Raw genomic sequence first — 18,393 nt, 5'->3', positions numbered from 1 at the left:
TTCTATCACTTTCAGGCAAAGATAAATTTGTCACTTGTTCTTCAGAATACTTTTCAGGATCGTAAAGGACAATTCGGTCCAAAAATGATGAGCAGATCTCGCTGAGATCTCTAATGAATAGGTACATTTTCTATTGATGCGCACATAAATTTCATGTGGATCGTTGTCACTGGTTTTGGTACGCCATGTCCAGTCTGTAGTACCGTTGCTATATATTTTAAACCAGCCATCCTTGCCTGCCCCTTCAGGACAATCATCCTGACATTTTCCGTGAGGCTTTACAATATGTTCTTCATTTTTTCCGAAAAAGTCTGCTGCATCCAGTATCCTGAGCCAAGTGTCATTATTATCAGTTGAAGAGGTCCCCAAACCTACTTTGGAATGCCAAATGATTTTGTAAAGCCCGGGATTATTGATTTTGACAGGGTACCTAAGTGTCTTATTCCCCGGATCTTTGAAATGTTCGGTGTTTGAATACAAAAAATGAATCGTACCATCTTCTACGCTCGAACTATCTCGCATCCAACCTTCTATCCCAGCGGCCGACTCAACCTCTAAAACAAGCAGGGAATTCTGCTCATTGAAGACACCTTGTGCAATTGCTTGAAAGCCTATCAAATAAATAAAGAAAAATAGCTTCGATAAAATGGTTTTCATAATTGATTCTGAATTTGCGATAACACAGGGTTCAACTTTGACTATTTTTACTAAATAACGCTATAAAAGAGGGTCATCCAGAATCATCTTGGATTGTGATAACATCTATTTATTAAATAATATTCAACCTACGATAATACTCAATTTTTTATGGAAATACGAATTGTTACTTTCTCAGTGGCATCCAAACTGCCATTTCTGATTCTCCTCTATTTCCCCAGGCGAAATAGGGAATCAACCTGATATTGATGGGCTTCAGTGTGTTTTTTTGGTCTACTTCCTGGTACAATTTACCGGCCCAATCGGGCTTTTCTTGTAACAAGGCCTGCCCCTCCAAGAAGGTTAGCGAGGCACCTTTCACCATTTTTATTACAGGGGTAAATTGAATGGCAGCAGGAAGCTCAACATCAAAAATGCGAGCATCTTGCAAATCTGAAGATTCAATACAATAAACGATTGGGCCCCTCACTACAGCTACCTGATTCCTGGTTTCCTCTACCAGCGGGTTGGCCTCCATCAACCGGGCAGTCATGGGTAGATTTAATTCAATCACATCTCCTTTTTCCCACTGTCGTACTAGAGTGAAATAACTTCCGGCTATAGGTTTTTCCTTCGATTTTTCTCCATTAACGGTGATTTCAGCCTGACTGGCCCAGGCAGGGACCCGTAGATCTATGGCAAAGGGATCTTGCCCGGTTTTTTGGATGCTTAGCTTTATCTTTCCATCCCAGGGGTAATCCGTCTCCTGTTTTAACTCCAGGCTTGAGCCATTTGGCAAACTGGTTTTCAGTTCATTGCTACCATACAAATTAACGACCAAACCATTATCAGATAATGCATAGGCATAATTATGGGTTTCGGCAACCGTTCTGACGACATTGGGAGGACAACAGTTCGATTTGGAAATATAGGGTTCCCTGACCTTGTTCCACCGAAATGTAAAGGGCAAATCTTCATCTACCCTAAGGGGATTGGTATAGTTAAAATGAGTTCCACCCAGATCAGTTCCTGACAACACACTATTGAACAAGCTAAGCTCTAATATATCAGCAAAACGGCTATCTCCGGTTATCAAAAGCATGCGGTGGTTCCACAACACATTTCCAATATTAGCACAGGTTTCATTGTAGGCTGAAATATTGGGAAGCTGAAAAGCCTGCCCATAAGCCTGGTGGACTTGCTGAATAATTGACTGCTTGTAGGTGGTTCCATTTGGGGACACTCCGTCATACAAAGCCCCTGTAGCTCCAGTGATGTAGAGTTTTTTAGTGACCACATCCTTCCAAATACTTTCCAATGCCATCATCAAGGAATCCTCCCCTGTCTCTGCATAAAGATCCGCTACGCCAGCATACAGGTAATTGGCACGAACGGCATGCCCTACGGCTTCTCGCTGCTGCCTGAATGGTATTCGATCCTGATTGTGGTCTGTACCATCAGTTATCATTCCACGAATATCAATCATTTTACCTGCCAGGTCGAGATATTCCTTTTTTCTGGTGGTTCTATACATTTCAATTACTCCCATATAATGGGAAGGACAAATCGCATTTTGAGCTTGTTCGGCAGTTGCATTTTCATGGTAGGCAACAAGAAAATCTGTTGCTTTGATCGCTATGTCTAAAAAGTTGGTCTGCCCGGTAATGCGATAGTGTAAGCTGGCCGCCGTCATCAAATGGCCCATATTATACGTTTCAAAGTTCATTCGATCTTCAAACTCGACCGCATCTTGAGGGTTATTGCGCTGCTTAATTATTGTAGAAGTATGAATATAACCATCTGCTCTCTGTGCGTCCGCAATCACTTTTATGATCCGCTCTAGCTCATCATAATACCTTTGGTCTTTTGTGCTGGCATAAACGGACACTAGGGCTTCAAGCGTTTTATAGAAATCTCCATCATGAAACGGAGCGCCCCTATGCCTGCCTTCTTTGTATCCGGCTGCTATTTCAAAATTAAGAAAGCCGTGGCTAAGCGTATCATTTTTATAAATGCCCAACATGTTCATGGCCATGGTGTCCTTGCTGACATCCGCCCAATGCCCCCAAAAGCCATCAGTCCATTTTACCGCATCCATGTCCACCGAAACTTGTTTGGCATACGGGCTTTTGGAGGTGTTTACCAAAGCTTTTTCCTGAGCATATACCGGCAATAGTGGTGCGAAAATGATTGCCGTAAAAAAGCCAATCCAATTACTACTCCATTTAATATCAAGCATATATTTGTTTTTCTGGGTCAAATATTAATTGATGCTATTTAAATATTTCTCTAGCATGGTGTAACCATCCGCTAAATTGTTTCTATCCGCCGCATTCGAGGGATCAAGACCGTTTTTCTTTTCCCAATCATCTGGCATGCCATCGTGATCTTTGTCCTCAGGTGCTGGTGCACTTATTAAATTTGGCCAGCCCCCACATCTTTTTGTGAATCAATTATACCGGACTTTTTGGACTTATCTGCCAGGTTTTTGTTTTTCTTATAGCTTTCACCCTCAAAGGAAGCCTGTCCTTCTTTTGCTTCCTTTATTATTCTTTTATCAACAGGATCTCTTTTTGGCAAGGTAGCTCCTGCATTTTCGAGGACTGCCTCATAGGCTTTTTCCGCTGTGTGCTGATGAATAGGCATAGAAGGCCATGATGCTTCCATTTTTACAAATTGAAGATTTTGGGCTCCTCCCTGTGGCTGCACTCCTCCATCCCAATTGTCAGCAGTCACTTTGTTATTTCCTTCAATGACATTGTCAGCAATGTACCATTTGCCAAAATCACTGGTTTTCTTGCGCATGGATGGGTTGGCAATCCTATAGGAAACCTCTCCCGGAATTGTGGCCGGTCCCGGTTTATAATAATTGGCCACAATATTAAACTTCGAAAAAGAAAATTTAGGATTGCCAACTTGTTGATTTTCTCCACCATAGCAACTGTTGTACCCCCAATTGTATATTACATTGTTTCTATAATCTGTGTAGCCAGAACCTGATGCCATTCTCGGATTGCGACTGCCATGACTAGCAATTAGATTATGATGGTAGGTACCATAGTTTGAGCCCCATATCCCTCCAAAACCATGTGCTCCTTTTACGTGATTGGAGTTATACATACTTTCAGAAATAATGCTCCACTGAACAGTAATGCTGTCACAATGATAAATAGACATGGTTTCATCCACACTCCAACTGGCTGAAATATGATCCAGAATAATGTGTTTGGTATACCTGCTTGAGACCGCATCGGTATCTTCTCCTGATTCATTCCCCAACCTAACCCTCAAATACCTAATAATGACATGATCTGCCTCTATTATCAATGGATTCTTTTAAGGCAAATCCCATCACCAGGGGCCGTCTGACCGGCAATGGTGATATAAGGATGCTTGATCCGCAAAGGAGATTCCAGGGAAATGGTGCCTGAGACTTTAAAAACCACTGTTCTTGGCTCCGAAGCCTCTACTGCAGCTCTTAAACTCCCTTCACCACTGTCATTCAAATTGGTAACTTCAAACACAACACCACCTCGTCCCCCTTGAGAAAATTTCCCGTAGCCTTCGGCTGTTGGAAAGGCAAGTTGTTGGGCAGGGCTATTAAATCCTATCAATAGCAATACTGCACTAAGAATTAAATGTTTCATGGAATGTTTTATTTTAAAAGGGCCCAAATGAAGCGGAAAACCGAATTTTTGTACTCCTGTTAATTGTGTTTATTGTCCTCAAATTATTTGATTGGTATTAAAGAATCGATTAAAATCCATTTCATCAAAAAACAAATTGCCAATTCCTGTCTTAGTTAATCCCATTTCTTTTTTTCCATTCCGGGTATTTTTCCAGCATCTGTTCCGGAGCCCGGGTGAACCAGCTATAGCCGTTTCTTCGCTCATGACCTATCTCCGTTATGGAATCCTTTTTAATACCGTCTCTATCGCAGAAATATATTTTCTCGGTTTCCAAGTCATAAAATCGGCCCCAATGTAAAGGCGCATTTTTATCTTCTACCACAATTCTGTCCTTGCTTCCATCAGGCATTGTCTGGGTGTCTATCCTTAATCGACCAACACTGTGTTCTTCAAACCATTTTACAGCTCCGTTTATAGAAGCCTTGACTTCATCGGATGGGTTTTCTATCTCCATAAGCATCAGCACTATTCCTACAGATTCCGACCCACTAAATGAAGGCAACTCGTAACTTCTGGCTTTTGCGGGTGCAAGGCTTACCGAATCATGTTGTGCACACCATGCGGTAGGCTCCCCTTTGACGACAATCTGAGTTTTTAGAAAACACGCTATTCCTTTGTCATAAGCTTCTTGGATTTTGGCTTTTTTACTGTCCGACAATTGCATGGACTGAAAAGCGGGATCATCGGATAGCAATTCTTTTAGGAAGCGCATTATATTGACCATGGCATCGTCATTGAAGGTGATGTGACCTGAATAGGCCACGCTTCCTTTGCGTACAGGATAAAACTGAGGCCAACCCCATTGTCGTATTGGGCCTCTAGGATATAATCAACCCCTCTGTCAAAAGCCTTCTTGTAGCGTTCGTCCTTGGTTTTTGAATAGACATTGGCGAGAAATCTCAACTCGGTAATGGTTGCATCATTGTCAAATGTTGCGCCTATTTTATCTTTCGATTTTAGGTAAGCTGCTTTTGTACTAGCATCTATAGGGTGATGATAGGGTTTGTTTTTCTCCCAGCCACCTATTGCCTTTTGGGTCAACAGGACATTTTCTGCCACAAGTTTTGCTTCATCGGAGGCATACCAGGCTTCCGGCATTTTCACAGCAACATCCTTCCAGCGCATGTCTTGAAAATCTTTGGAATCATTCTGACCCATTGCGGAGCCAATCGCAAAAAGCAATTAACCCTATTAATCCCATTGTTTTTGAAAGTGCGATTCTATTTTTCATTGTAATTGAATTTCCTTATTTGTAGTAATATTAATCCCTAAGTAGGCAATAATTTTTCTATTACGTTTACTTCTCCAACCATTTCCATCTATCTCCCCAGTCGCCCAAAAAGGCTTCTCTGAATTTAGCAATGGTTTTTGCTCCTTGTTGGTCTTTTATAAATAATCCTTCAGCTAATCGGTCACTGTACCAGTTGGAACCTAACTGGTAATCGTCTGAAGAGGGTTTACCTGGCCAGGGAATAGTACTGATATACTCTCCCTCCAAGCCATTCAGTTCAGGAATTTCACTACTGGTTTTGTATTTACCGTGTTCAGCCTTTTTAGAGCTATATTTCACACCATAAATTCCCTCTCCGAGGTAATAACCCGGCCAAACTTGACCTTGTATTTTGATATGAAAAACTGCAGAATCCTCCGGAACCATTATTTTAGGCCCTTTAAATCTCCATTCGATTGTAGCATAAGCCGCCACTGTATCTGCATTGGTGCTACCGCCTTCAAATACGCTTCTGGAACTGCGGTCTATCTTCTCAAAGCTACCACCCCAACTTTCTCCTGTAGGATCTTCGGGGTCTCCATTCATGACATAGGCGAGTGATGGGGTATCTCCCATTTTTATTTCTCCTTTATAATAATTGATGAAATCCTTACCCATTACACCTCGGCCTTGGATAAAATTGTCATAATAAGTTTCAGCTTTAAATGCTTCGGGAGAATCCTCATCCATAAACCAACCCCTGTAGGAGGCATTGGCTTCTATCATCCAAAGGTCTCCATGATGAGCAGCTATATAAGAGTAGGCATTGATGCTCCATTTCTTATTCGGGCCTCCGATCCAATACACCCTTATGTTCTCCTTTATTTCCGGTGCATCATGCAATGCCTGGGCGAGATCTTCTATTCCTCCCCAAACCAAAACCCAAAGCGGCTGATCACTTTCTTTTTGGCGCATTTAATTATCCAATCTGAACCTTCAGTAGAAGTAGAATATCCCTTAAAAGGAGCTGCCGGAATGGCGCCCTGCTTGACCACCGCTCTCAAAGCAGCGGGTTTCGGAAGGTCACTTGCATGTTTTGCTAACTGGGCATAATCTTTTTCATAATCGTCAATTATGTCCAAATAATTGCTTTTACGCCCATCTCCGAAAGGTGAAGCTACCAGCCCCTCAATTTCAAATTGATCCGCATACATTAGTAAATGTATCATGGACTGAAAATCATCAGGATCAGTCCCCCTATATCAGAACTAATTAAAACCCTGGGCTTAACAACATCATTTTCAATGGCTTTACAGCTCGATATTAAAACCATATAAATCACACATTGTAAACCGATTCCAAATTTTAACTTCATTTATATTTTTTTTATTTCCGAAATACTTAACCTTAAAAATCATTATAATCAGACACTTAAGGGATGAAGAAATTAATATCAATAGATTTCAAACCTTAAAACGAAAGTAAATGAAGGTAAAAATAAATAATAATAAAAAATATTTACGGTTTTTTTTATTATTATTTATTTTTTTGGTTTAATTTACAACAGTGAAAAACACAATGGCATAATTTAAAATTATACATTTCACAGATTTTCAATAGATTACATAACAAAACCATTCCTTTGTAATACCAAATTATTACATCTCCTATTGCTTCAAACAAAAGAACATGTTACCAAAACAAAGAAAAGAAAAGATACTTGCCTTACTAAAAGAAGATGGGTCTGCCAAAGTAAACGATTTGGCAAAAATCTTTAAAGTCACAGAGGTCACCATCAGGCAGGACCTAGAGAAATTGGAAAAAACGGTTTGGTTATCAGAGATCATGGTGGTGTACATTTAAAAAATGTCGAAGATCAGGTGCGAAATTTCTCACTAGTGCACCAAGATCATCTAAAGGAAAAAGAAATGATTGCTGAAAAATGCTTGGAATTCATACATCCCGGAGACACAATCATTCTTGATTCTGGCTCTACTACGACAGAGATCGCTAAAAAAATAATAAACATCAAAGGGTTAACCGTCATTACGAATGCCTTAAATATAGCACTGATGCTAGGAGCAAATCCAAACATAGACATTATCATGACTGGAGGTGAATTCAAGGCGCCTACATTATCACTTACTGGCCAAAAAGCGGCTGACTTTTTTAAGGGACTGAATGTGCAGAAACTCTTTCTGGCTACTGCAGGCATATCCTTAAAATCTGGACTTACTTATCCAAGCCTTAGCGATCTTGTAGTGAAAAAGCCATGATTGATGCCGCAGACATTACCTACCTGGTAGCTGATTCCTCAAAAATTGGAAAAAGTGCTTTTGCCAGTCTCGGTGCTTTATCCCTTATCGATTACATTATCACCGACGAAGGTGTCGAAAATAAACACAAAGAAGTCTTCAAAGAAAACGACATCCAATTAATCATCGCTGAAGACAATAATTAAAGAAACAGAAAGTAAAAAGTACCATTTCTTACAAAACAATGAAAAATCAAAACATTACTTTAGGCATTATCATAGGAAACAGAGATTTTTTCCCTGACAAACTTGTGTCAGAATCAAGGGTTGAGGTCTTAAACGTACTTGAGAAACAAGGTATAAAAACCGTTATTCTTGGAGAAAATGAGACCAAACTTGGTGGTGTTGAAACCTATACAGATGCAAGAAAATGTGCTGATCTTTTCAAGAAGCATAAGGAAGATATAGCAGGTGTTTTGGTAGTACTCCCAAACTTCGGAGATGAACGAGGAATTGCAGACACTCTACATCTTGCTGATCTTAAAGTGCCGGTACTTATTCAAGGATACCCTGATGAGCTGAATAAACTAAATGTAGCCAACAGAAGAGATTCTTGGTGTGGGAAAATTTCAGTTTGCAATAATCTTTACCAATATGGTATCAAATATTCGATCACTACCAAACATGTGGTCCACCCTACCGACCCATCCTTTCAGGCAGATTTACAAAAATTCCTGGGTGTTTGCCGTGTAGTTAAAGGAATGAAAAATGTTCGAATTGGAGCCATTGGCGCCAGACCCACTGCTTTTAACACGGTGAGGTACAGTGAAAAAATATTGCAAAAAAATGGTATTTCTGTGATTACCTGCGATTTGTCGGAAATACTTGGCAAAGCCAATAAATTGGACAATACCCATCAGCGGGTAAAAGACCATTTGGAGAAAATTCACAATTATGCTTCTACCGGAAAAACTCCAAGTGAGTCTTTAATTCAGATGGCTAAGCTTGATGTGGTATTGAATGACTTTATGACTGAAAATCAACTGGATGCCAATGCCATTCAATGTTGGACTTCGCTTCAGCAAAATTATGGCTGCAATGTTTGCACCAGCTCAAGTATGTTTAGTGAAGGCATGATCCCTAGCGCCTGTGAAGTAGATGTGACGGGAACCCTCAGCATGTATGCAATGCAATTGGCCTCTGGTTCTCCTAGTGCTTTGGTAGACTGGAACAATAACTATGCGGACGATGAAGATAAATGTGTGCTTTTCCATTGTGGAAACTGGGCCAAATCCTTCTTACCAGACATTGAAATAAGCAATGCCCCAATTCTAGGTACAACTGTAGGAGTGGAAAACACCTATGGTGCATTGGACGGGCGTACTCCTGCCTCCCCATTGACTTTTGGAAGAATCACAACAGATGACACCAAAGGAATCATGAAAGCCTATGTGGGTGATGGTGCTTTAACAGATGACGAATTAAAGACCTTCGGAAATAGGGCCGTTGCTAAAATCCCAAACCTTCAGGGATTAATGAATTATATATGTAAAAATGGTTTCGAACATCATGTGGTGATGAATGCCTCACATACTTCTGATGCTTTGAAAGAAGCATTTGAAAATTATATGGGGTGGGATGTGTACCATCACGAAGGGTAAAAAAAGGTTAATTGTTACCAAGAAGACAGAACAATAATGTCAGATAAAGAATTAGAAAAGAAGTCAGTATTCCTGAGAAAAAATATTCTCAAATACATTTATAAAGCAAAAGCCGGACATACCGGAGGTAGCTTGTCTTGTGTGGACATATTGAATGTATTGTACAATAAAGTACTTAATGTAGACACCGAAAATTTCAGAACCCCCGATAGAGACCGCTATATTCAAAGTAAGGGACATTGCGTAGAAGCCTTGTTTGTCACGCTTGCAGACAGAGGTTTTTTCCCTGAATCAGATCTGGAAACGCTTTGTCAGTACCAATCTCACTATATCGGCCACCCTACAAAAAAGTCAATGGTGTGGAGCAAAATACTGGAGCTTTGGGCCATGGTTTACCTATCTGCGTCGGAGAGGCTATTGCAGCCAAACTGGACAAAAAGCAACACCGGGTATTTACGCTTTTAGGAGATGGTGAATTGCCTGAAGGCTCCAACTGGGAAGCATTTCTTTCCGCATCGCATTATAAATTGGACAACCTTTACGCGATTTTGGACAATAACAAACAGCAAATTACAGGTTCAAATCAGGAAGTAATGAATACTGATTCCCTTAGGGACAAATTGGAAGCATTTGGTTGGTCAGTAAAAGAGGTTGATGGCCACAATTTGAATGCCTTGGTTTCAGCCTTAAACAATGGGCCTTTCCAAACAGGAAAGCCCAATTTCATCATTGCCCATACCGTAAAAGGAAAAGGGGTAAGCTATATGGAAGGCGTTTTAAAATGGCACCATGGCGTCCCAAGCCCTGAACAATATGAATTGGCATTGTCAGAACTAGATGCGGCTGAGGCATTAATCTCATAGATCATGGAACTGGATAAAATTGCAAAGAAAAATTTAAAAATGGGTAGAGCAAACCAAGAAGTTTTTGCTGAAACTATTGAAAACTTAGCTGCTGCTGATCCATCGATCATTGCCGTAACAAGTGACTCCCGTGGTTCGGGGAAACTGGTCCCCTTTGGACAGAAATATCCAAACCAGATTGTAGAGGTTGGCATTGCTGAACAAAATCTGGTAGGCGTTGCCGCTGGACTTGCTTCTGCAGGAAAGAAACCATTTGCCGTTTCACCCGCTTGTTTCCTTACAGCAAGAGCACTGGAACAAATCAAAAACGATGTGGCCTATTCTGACAACCCCGTGAAATTGGTAGGAATAAGTGCTGGTGTAAGCTACGGTGCATTAGGCACCACACATCATAGCCTTCATGACTTTGCCGTACTTCGGGCCATCAACAATATCACCATTGTCGTGCCAGCGGACAACTTCGAAACTGAACAAGCGGTTCGTTTAGCGGCCAATCTTAAACAACCGATTTACCTTCGCTTTGGTAAAAAAGCGTACCCTTCTTGAGTGAAGAAAACCAAATATTCGAATTTGGTAAGGGGAGAGTAATCCGTGAAGGAACTGACCTTACCATTATCGCCAATGGTGAAACCGTCCAACATGCATGGCAGGCAGCAGAGGTTTTGGAACAGCAGCATGGGATTACTACCAAGGTTATCAGCATGCATACCATCAAACCTTTGGACACAGAGCTTCTGGATGATTTAGCCAAAGCTGCAAAACCAATAATCACAGTAGAAGAACATATGGTAAATGGAGGATTAGGAGAAGCCTGTGCTTCCTACCTCTTTCAACAAGGGGCGAGAAACCCATTCCATATTATGGGCATTCCCGATGAGTACACCGTGACCGGTTCCCAAAATGACATCTTTAAGCATTACGGGATTTCCTGTGATGGCATAGTAGCGAAAGCAACATTAGTCTTAAAAAATTAACACCCAAACCCAAAATGACCAATTTCAACCCCTTAAGAATGCTTTGCTTTTTGCAGTAGCATTGATTTTAAATGGCTGCGGAGGACCTGATGAACGCGCCTTGAATCAACCTAAAAAAGTGGCCGTAATTGTGTCCACGCTAAACAATCCCTGGTTTGTAGTATTGGCAGAAACAGCCGCAGATCGTGCTACTGAATTGGGATTTGAGGCAACTATTTTTGATTCCCAAAACAATACCGCACTAGAAACAGATCATTTTGAAAATGCTGTTTCTTCAGGATATGACGCCATACTTTTCAACCCTACAGATGCAGATGGCTCAATTGCCAATGTAAGGATCGCCAAAGAAAAGGGGTGCCGGTATTTTGCATGGACCGAGAGATCAATGCAACGGATGCTGCTACAAGTCAGATTCTTTCAGACAGCTATGCCGGCTGCGTAGCCATTGGGAAATACTTTGTTGAAAAGCTCAATAAAAAGGGCAAGTATGTAGAGATACTAGGCTTAGTTGGCGACAACAATACCTGGAGCAGATCCAAGGGATTCCATTCTGTGGTCGACCATTACCCCGAACTTCAAATGGTTGCCCAGCAAAATGCAGATTTCGACAGAAACAAAGCCATGGAAGTTATGGAATCCATACTACAGGTGCACCCCGACATCAAGGGGGTATTTTGTGGCAATGATGCCATGGCGATGGGAGCATATCAGGCACTTGTTTCTTCAGGCAAAGCAGATCAGGTAATGGTTTTTGGATTCGATGGTGCAAGCGATGTTATTAACTCCATCAGAGACAAGAAAATACTGGCCACAGGCATGCAGTTCCCAAAATTGATCGCCAGGACAGCAGCGGAATACGCACTATCCTATTTTGATGGAAAGCGGGATTTTGCCCAGAAGGTACCTGTAACGGTGGAAATGGTCAACCAGGAAAATGTAATGGATTACCAAGCCTACGGAAGCAAATGAACAGGAAAGCAATTAAATACAGCATTGGAATACTTGTCATCGGTTTATTGGGATATAACTCCGTCTATTTTCAGCCACTGGATAAAAAACTGGCAGATGGAAATGAAATAAGTTTTGATGCAAAAGCCTATGTGGATGGAATTTGGAGCAATGAATTAATGAAGGTCTATAAAGATGCACCAGACATTGCGCTCTTAATAGATAGCTTGGAGCAAAATACGGTTGCTGCCTTTGAAACTTATGGATACGCACTGGGCATTGGGAATATCGGCTATTTCAGGGTCCAAGGAGAAGGTCTGGTTACAGCCGTCAATAACAACAATGTCCTGCTGCAAGTGGGAAGCCATGTGATTGAAGTGGAAACGGAATTTGTGTATGGGAATGCCATCCGAGACGCTTCAGGTTTAGTCAAGTTAAATGATTATGACAACTCCTCTGATTTTAACAGCATCTCTGAATCAATCAATGAAAAAATTCGAAAGGAGCTTATCTCGGAATTCAGGTCTAAAGTAAAAATAGGAGATAAGGTAAGGTTTGAGGGGGCGATTGAGCTCAATAAAGCGCACCTAAAACTTAGCCAAATTGAGGTGATTCCTATTACTCTTCAAATAACAGAATAGCATGACAGCGCTACTTGAAGTCCAACAAATAACCAAGAAGTTCTCCGGGGTGACTGCTCTCAGTCAAGTGGATTTGCGCCTCGAGGGAGGGAAAGTCACCGCCTTAATTGGTGAAAATGGTGCTGGAAAATCCACTTTATTGAAGATCATGTCGGGAATTCACACCGATTACGAAGGTGAGCTATTATTTAAAGGTCAGGAAATCAAATTCTCCAGACCGAAAGATGCCCAGGATATGGGCATATCCATTATCCATCAGGAATTAAACCTTATCCCCTACCTCACTGTAGCCCAAAATATTTTTCTGGGCAGAGAATTGGTCAATGCTTTTGGATTTTTGGACCGTGATAAAATGATCCGAAAAACCAAAGCACTTTTGGAAAGGCTAAAACAGGAAGTAGAACCAACCGCTATGGTAAGCACCCTGAGAGTAGGCCAACAACAAATCGTAGAAATTGCCAAGGCACTTTTGACTGAATCATCCGTAGTATTTATGGATGAACCTACCTCTGCAATAGGAGAAAGTGAAACAGCTGTACTCTTTGAAATAATTAACAAGTTAAAAGCTGAAGGAAAAGCCATTGTCTACATATCACACAAGCTGGAAGAGCTGTTTGCCTTGGCTGACAATTTTGTGGTTTTGCGAGATGGAAAAGTCGTTGGACAAGGCGAGATTTCAGCCATTTCCCGCCCCATGCTGATCAATATGATGGCTGGCCGCTCAGTAAATGTCATTAAAAAATCCAATAAAAAGTCCTCTAAAGAAAAAGTTTTACAAGTCAAAAACCTGCAATTAACAAACCCTGACAATCCCAGCCGACCTTTGCTTAACAATATTCATTTTGACCTGCACAAAGGGGAAGTTTTGGGGATATATGGATTGATGGGGGCCGGAAGGACAGAACTTTGCGAAAGCTTGTTTGGCCTTCACCACCGCAGAATGACCGGGAGTATCGAATTGGAAGGAAAAGAAATGCTTTTCAAAAACCCGATTATGGCCATTGAAGCAGGTATGGCACTGGTACCGGAAGACCGTAAAAAAGACGGGATTGTACCCAATATGTCTGTAGGCAAAAACCTAAGCCTTTCCGTACTGGAGCAGGTAAGCAGCTATGGATTTCTAAACAGTGTCCTACAAACGAAACTTTACGACAAATATGTAGCCTCACTAAAGATAAAAGTCCACAGTGAAGAACAACTAATTAAAAACCTAAGTGGTGGAAACCAACAAAAGGTTATTCTCGGCAAATGGATAGCCCGGTCTCCAAAAGTCCTTATGCTGGATGAGCCTACCCGAGGGATTGATATCAATGCTAAAAATGAAATCTATGAATTGATATCCCAGTTGAGCCAATCGGGCATCTCTATTCTCATCGTCTCTTCAGAAATTCCAGAAATTCTGGCCATTTCTGACAGGATACTAGTGATGGCTGAAGGGGAAATTTCCGCTCAATTCTCGAGTGAAGATGCTACAGAAAACAATATTATGAATGCCTGCATACCGGAAAACCTGAACCAATGATCTCTATAAAGAAAAATTTAAATATCGCTCAGTTTCAGTCTCTCATAGCCTTGTTTATTTTATGCCTGGCCCTGGCTTTGATGACAGACAACTTTATGACTACAGACAATTTCTGGAATGTCATGCGTCAGATTTCGGTAAACGTTTGCATTTCAGTGGGCATGACGCTGGTAATTTTAACTGCTGGAATTGATCTTTCTGTAGGTTCTATTCTGGCCTTTTGCGGGGCTGTTACTGCCGGCCTGCTTAGCAATGGAATCAGCATCCCTGCTATCAATTTATTCATAGGCTTTACCGTTTTAGGAGCTGTACTTGTCGGCCTACTTGTTGGGGGTGGCTTAGGGTTTATCAATGGCTATGCCATTACCAAATTTAAAGTGCCGCCCTTTGTGGCTACCCTGGCCATGCTTACAATGGCACGTGGTTTCACCATGCTTTGGACCAAGGGGCATCCGATTTCGGGTTTGGGCGAGACCTTTGGTTTTTTAGGCACAGGTTGGTTTTTGGGCATTCCCATGCCGGTTTGGATTTCAGGAATTGTGGTCGTTACAGCGATAGTTCTAACCGGAAAAACACGGTTTGGCAGGTACATCTATGCCATAGGTGGCAATGAAAATGCCTCACTCCTCTCCGGAATACCCATTGCAAAAGTTAAAATATGGGTATATGCCCTTGCCGGCATACTTGCCGCAGTAGGTGGGATTTTGGTAACGGCTCGTCTGGATTCTGCTCAACCCAATGCCGGCTTCAGTTATGAGTTGGATGCCATTGCTGCAGTAGTGATTGGAGGCACTTCCCTATCAGGTGGAAGGGGAACCATCCTGGGAACTGTGTTAGGTGCTATCATTATCGGAGTCCTGAACAATGGGCTGATCCTTATGAGCGTTTCCCCATTTTGGCAACAAGTAATCAAAGGGCTGGTCATTCTCCTTGCGGTAATCATTGACAAGTCCAACCAGAAAAGTGAATAAACCAGCGTTGCTTAAGTCCTAACAACAACGCATTACGAAAATAAAAATGTCTTATATATTAGCCATAGATCAAGGAACAAGCAGTACCAAAACCATCATTTTTAATGAAGAAGGTAAAGCTTTGCACAAGGAGACCGCACCACTAAAGACCCACTATCTTGATGGAAACCGAGTAGAGCAGGAGCCTGAAGAAATCTATCAAAACATTTTAAGCTCAATAGGCAAATGCCTGGAAGGATTTAGGGCTAAAAACGGTGATTTAAGCAAAATCAAAGCCTGCGGCATTTCCAATCAACGCGAAACTTTTGTCCTGTGGAACAAAGCAGGTGAGGCACTTTACAATGCTGTAGTTTGGCAATGTAAACGATCTGTCCCTGTTTGTGAACGACTGAAAAGCGAGGGGTTCGCACCCAAAATCAATCAAAAAACAGGACTAATCATAGACCCTTATTTCTCTGGAACTAAGGTGATCTGGCTGCATGAAAACGAGCCTAATATCAAACAGGCTATAGACAATGGAGAGGCTTTTTTGGCACCATTGATACCTGGTTGCTTTATAAATTAACCAAGGGGCAGTCCTATTTGACCGATTATACCAATGCTTCCAGAACCTTGTTTTTTGATTTAAACAAGCTTTGCTGGGACAAAGAGTTATTGGAGGATTTCGGATTGTCAAAGCTTAATTTACCAAAGGTAAAACCTTCTTCCTTTCATTTTGGAGATACAAATTTTGAAGGATTAATAGATCATTCTGTCAGTATTTCCGCCATGATTGGGGATTCCCATGCAGCGGCTTTTGGCGAAGGATGTTTTGATCAAGGAAGTGCAAAAGCAACTCTTGGCACTGGAAGTTCTATTTTAATGAATATAGGAAGTAAACCAAAAACTTCTCAGCATGGCATGGTGACCACCATTTGCTGGAGCACTGAAGATCGGGTGGATTATGCACTGGAAGGAATCATCGTTTCAGCCGGTGCCACAATTGAATGGGTTAAAAACCAACTCGGATTGTTTGAAAATGCTGCATACTTAGAGGAAATATGCTATTCCTTGCCAGACAATGGTGGCGTATACATCGTGCCTGCTTTCTCCGGATTAGGAGCACCACATTGGGACATGAAGCGGAAAGCGTCCATTGAAGGGCTTTCATTTGACTCCACCAAAAACCATGTGATCCGAGCTGCGGTAGAGTCTGTCCCCTATCAAATAAAAGATGTGATTTCAGCCATGGAAGCAGATTCAGGCACCCCACTTTCTGAACTCAAGATTGACGGAGGGATTACCGCAAATAAATTTGTATTGCAATTCTTAGCAGACCTGCTTGAAAGGAAAGTCACCAATATAGCCATTGCAGATGTTTCCGCTTTAGGAGCTGCCTATTTGGCTGGACTTCAATCAAAAATATACGAAAGTCTGGAGCAACTCCAGGGATTTAACCAGACTGCCAACAGCACCTTGGCGGGAGATGGCAGGTACAAAGCAAAACAGGCCTATAAAGGTTGGAAAAACGTGATTGGATAAATTTCACCTCCACAAAGAAAACATACCATGAAAAACAAACTCAAAATACAACTGGCAATAACGGCGCTGCTGGCATTAGGTTTCAGCAACCTAATCGCTCAAAATAAGGCAGGGGAAAAGACAAGGGTCATCGTCACCAGCGATGGAGAAATAGACGATCAGTGCTCTATTGTTCGCTTTCTTTATTACGTCAACGAATGGGATGTGGAAGGAATCATCACCTCCAGCTCTCAATACCATTGGCATGGGCATAAATGGCCCGGAGATGATTGGATTGAACCTTATCTGGATGCCTATGAAAAGGATTACCCAAATCTTGTAAAACACGACCCTGCATTCCCCACAGCAGCTTTCCTACGCGAACGCACGCTTTTGGGAAATGTGAAAACCGAAGGAGAAATGACCGAAGTTACAGCTGGTTCAAGCCATATTGTGAAGGTTTTATTGGACGAAACAGATGACCGACCTATTTGGGTTCAGGCCTGGGGAGGAACAAATACTATTGCCAGGGCCTTGAAAACCATCGAGGAGAATCACCCTGAAAAATGGAATATGTAGCCAATAAAATTCGCCTTTACCTGATATGGGAACAAGATGTTACTTTTCAGGAATACATTCGACCGCATTGGGGTAAATACAATATTCCAACCATCATCTCTGATCAGTTTGAAGCCATAGCTTACCGATGGGCCAAGGTTCAGCCCAAAGAAATGCTGCCCTATTTTGAAGGACCATGGATGAAAGCCAATATTCTTGAAAACCACGGTGCATTGGCAGCGCTTTATCCGGCTATGGAAAATGGTGATTTCCGTTCTGAGGGTGACCTCCTGCCTTTTTGCACAGCATACCCACAGGGTTAAGAAGCTTGGAATCACCTGGATATGGTGGCTGGGGAGGAAGATTTGTCAAAGTACGTGAAAACACCTGGCTTGATCCTGTACCTGTACCAGGTTATCAATACCCTGAAGGCAGGTGGTATGGCAGCAATGGCTGGGGCAGACAAAGTTTGCGTGAAGGAAGCAAAGCCACCCCAACGCAGCGCAGCGAATATTTCAAACCCATGTGGCGTTGGTCAGACGCTTTGCAAAATGATTTTGCAGCTAGGGCAGACTGGGCTGTGAAATCTTATGAAGAAGCCAACCATGAACCTAAAGTAATACTTAAACATAAGGACGATCTTAGTCTGAAAGCAGGGGCAAAAGTCAAGCTTGATGCTTCCCTATCAACGGATCCCGATAAAGATCAATTGAACTTTAAATGGTGGAAACACCAAGAGGCAAGCACTTATCCTGAAAGTATTGCTATTAGAAATTCTGAAAGTGAAAAGGCTACTTTTATTGTACCTGAAAATGCTTCCAAAGGGCAAACCATCCATATTATCTGTGAGGTAAGTGATATCGGAACGCCAAAACTTACCAGATATCGAAGGATAATCATTACAGTAAAATGAGCTGCTTTAGACCGGACCTAAGATTATCTACAATATAGATGTAGTACTTTTCA

The 18,393-nt window shown here is 41.7% G+C and carries 17 protein-coding genes and 5 pseudogenes; 15 read left to right on the top strand and 7 right to left on the bottom strand.

From position 1 onward, the window contains the following. Positions 1 to 30: 30 nt before the first annotated feature. The 7 genes and pseudogenes from WG932_RS27880 to WG932_RS27850 all read right to left on the bottom strand — a co-directional run. Positions 31 to 657, bottom strand: a complete 627-nt coding sequence (locus WG932_RS27880) for a hypothetical protein (protein ID WP_483086079.1) — start codon at positions 655 to 657, stop codon at positions 31 to 33. Between the two features lie 166 nt (positions 658 to 823). Beyond that, a complete protein-coding gene (locus WG932_RS27875; protein ID WP_483086078.1) occupies positions 824 to 2,875 on the bottom strand; it encodes an aceric acid hydrolase in 2,052 nt (683 codons plus the stop codon). A gap of 176 nt (positions 2,876 to 3,051) precedes the next feature. Then, the gene (locus WG932_RS27870; RefSeq protein ID WP_483086077.1) at positions 3,052 to 3,963 is read right to left on the bottom strand and encodes a hypothetical protein; all 912 of its coding nucleotides are present in this window, start codon (positions 3,961 to 3,963) and stop codon (positions 3,052 to 3,054) included. Continuing rightward, the gene (locus tag WG932_RS27865; RefSeq protein ID WP_483086076.1) at positions 3,960 to 4,283 is read right to left on the bottom strand and encodes a hypothetical protein; all 324 of its coding nucleotides are present in this window, start codon (positions 4,281 to 4,283) and stop codon (positions 3,960 to 3,962) included. The genes WG932_RS27870 and WG932_RS27865 overlap by 4 nt, the downstream gene beginning before the upstream one ends. Before the next feature lie 151 nt (positions 4,284 to 4,434). Further along, positions 4,435 to 5,423: pseudogene (pelA, locus tag WG932_RS27860) on the bottom strand (pectate lyase). A gap of 199 nt (positions 5,424 to 5,622) precedes the next feature. Continuing rightward, positions 5,623 to 5,982: a DUF5060 domain-containing protein gene (locus WG932_RS27855; RefSeq protein WP_483088733.1), complete on the bottom strand. Its 360-nt coding sequence runs from the start codon at positions 5,980 to 5,982 to the stop codon at positions 5,623 to 5,625. A 168-nt stretch (positions 5,983 to 6,150) separates the two neighbouring features. Then, positions 6,151 to 6,749: pseudogene (locus WG932_RS27850) on the bottom strand (DUF1593 domain-containing protein); the annotation flags it as partial. A gap of 475 nt (positions 6,750 to 7,224) precedes the next feature. Here WG932_RS27850 and WG932_RS27845 point away from each other — a divergent pair. The 15 genes and pseudogenes from WG932_RS27845 to WG932_RS27775 all read left to right on the top strand — a co-directional run bounded on the left by WG932_RS27845 (position 7,225) and on the right by WG932_RS27775 (position 18,340). Beyond that, positions 7,225 to 7,398, top strand: coding sequence for a DeoR family transcriptional regulator (locus tag WG932_RS27845; protein ID WP_483086075.1), 174 nt, complete (start codon positions 7,225 to 7,227; stop codon positions 7,396 to 7,398). Positions 7,399 to 7,463: 65 nt separating this feature from the next. Further along, a pseudogene (locus WG932_RS27840) lies at positions 7,464 to 7,996 on the top strand (DeoR/GlpR family DNA-binding transcription regulator). A 38-nt stretch (positions 7,997 to 8,034) separates the two neighbouring features. Continuing rightward, complete coding sequence (locus WG932_RS27835; RefSeq protein WP_483086074.1) at positions 8,035 to 9,450, top strand: L-fucose/L-arabinose isomerase family protein; 1,416 nt, start codon at positions 8,035 to 8,037, stop codon at positions 9,448 to 9,450. 36 nt (positions 9,451 to 9,486) lie between these two features. Then, positions 9,487 to 10,313, top strand: a pseudogene (locus WG932_RS27830) (transketolase). A 3-nt stretch (positions 10,314 to 10,316) separates the two neighbouring features. Beyond that, on the top strand, positions 10,317 to 10,859 hold the full coding sequence (locus WG932_RS27825; RefSeq protein WP_483086073.1) for a transketolase family protein: 543 nt from the start codon (positions 10,317 to 10,319) through the stop codon (positions 10,857 to 10,859). Next, positions 10,856 to 11,287 (top strand): transketolase C-terminal domain-containing protein, encoded by a 432-nt coding sequence (locus WG932_RS27820; protein WP_483086072.1) that lies wholly within the window; start codon positions 10,856 to 10,858, stop codon positions 11,285 to 11,287. Before WG932_RS27825 ends, WG932_RS27820 begins: the two co-directional genes overlap by 4 nt. Before the next feature lie 118 nt (positions 11,288 to 11,405). Further along, positions 11,406 to 12,256, top strand: a pseudogene (locus WG932_RS27815) (substrate-binding domain-containing protein). After that, a complete protein-coding gene (locus WG932_RS27810; protein ID WP_483086071.1) occupies positions 12,253 to 12,876 on the top strand; it encodes a DUF2291 domain-containing protein in 624 nt (207 codons plus the stop codon). The pseudogene WG932_RS27815 and the gene WG932_RS27810 overlap by 4 nt, the downstream one beginning before the upstream one ends. A gap of 1 nt (position 12,877) precedes the next feature. Beyond that, the gene (locus WG932_RS27805; protein WP_149394734.1) at positions 12,878 to 14,398 is read left to right on the top strand and encodes a sugar ABC transporter ATP-binding protein; all 1,521 of its coding nucleotides are present in this window, start codon (positions 12,878 to 12,880) and stop codon (positions 14,396 to 14,398) included. Further along, positions 14,395 to 15,369 carry an ABC transporter permease gene (locus WG932_RS27800; RefSeq protein ID WP_149394735.1) on the top strand — a complete coding sequence of 325 codons (975 nt, stop codon included), beginning with the start codon at positions 14,395 to 14,397 and terminating at the stop codon, positions 15,367 to 15,369. Before WG932_RS27805 ends, WG932_RS27800 begins: the two co-directional genes overlap by 4 nt. Positions 15,370 to 15,415: 46 nt before the next feature. Beyond that, a complete protein-coding gene (locus WG932_RS27795; protein WP_483086070.1) occupies positions 15,416 to 15,934 on the top strand; it encodes an FGGY family carbohydrate kinase in 519 nt (172 codons plus the stop codon). After that, the gene (locus WG932_RS27790) at positions 15,919 to 16,890 is read left to right on the top strand and encodes an FGGY family carbohydrate kinase (RefSeq protein ID WP_483086069.1); all 972 of its coding nucleotides are present in this window, start codon (positions 15,919 to 15,921) and stop codon (positions 16,888 to 16,890) included. The genes WG932_RS27795 and WG932_RS27790 overlap by 16 nt, the downstream gene beginning before the upstream one ends. Before the next feature lie 27 nt (positions 16,891 to 16,917). After that, positions 16,918 to 17,448, top strand: coding sequence for a DUF1593 domain-containing protein (locus tag WG932_RS27785; protein WP_483086068.1), 531 nt, complete (start codon positions 16,918 to 16,920; stop codon positions 17,446 to 17,448). After that, positions 17,436 to 17,750, top strand: coding sequence for a nucleoside hydrolase-like domain-containing protein (locus WG932_RS27780; RefSeq protein WP_483086067.1), 315 nt, complete (start codon positions 17,436 to 17,438; stop codon positions 17,748 to 17,750). The genes WG932_RS27785 and WG932_RS27780 overlap by 13 nt, the downstream gene beginning before the upstream one ends. 5 nt (positions 17,751 to 17,755) lie before the next feature. After that, entirely contained in the window at positions 17,756 to 18,340 is a 585-nt protein-coding gene (locus WG932_RS27775; RefSeq protein WP_483086066.1) for a hypothetical protein, read from the top strand. Positions 18,341 to 18,393 lie beyond the last annotated feature (53 nt).

It is taken from the genome of Cyclobacterium sp. SOCE241 (assembly GCF_056867545.1).
The sequence above is the reverse complement of the archived record's forward strand: the minus strand, read 5'-3'. Positions and strand labels throughout refer to the sequence as shown.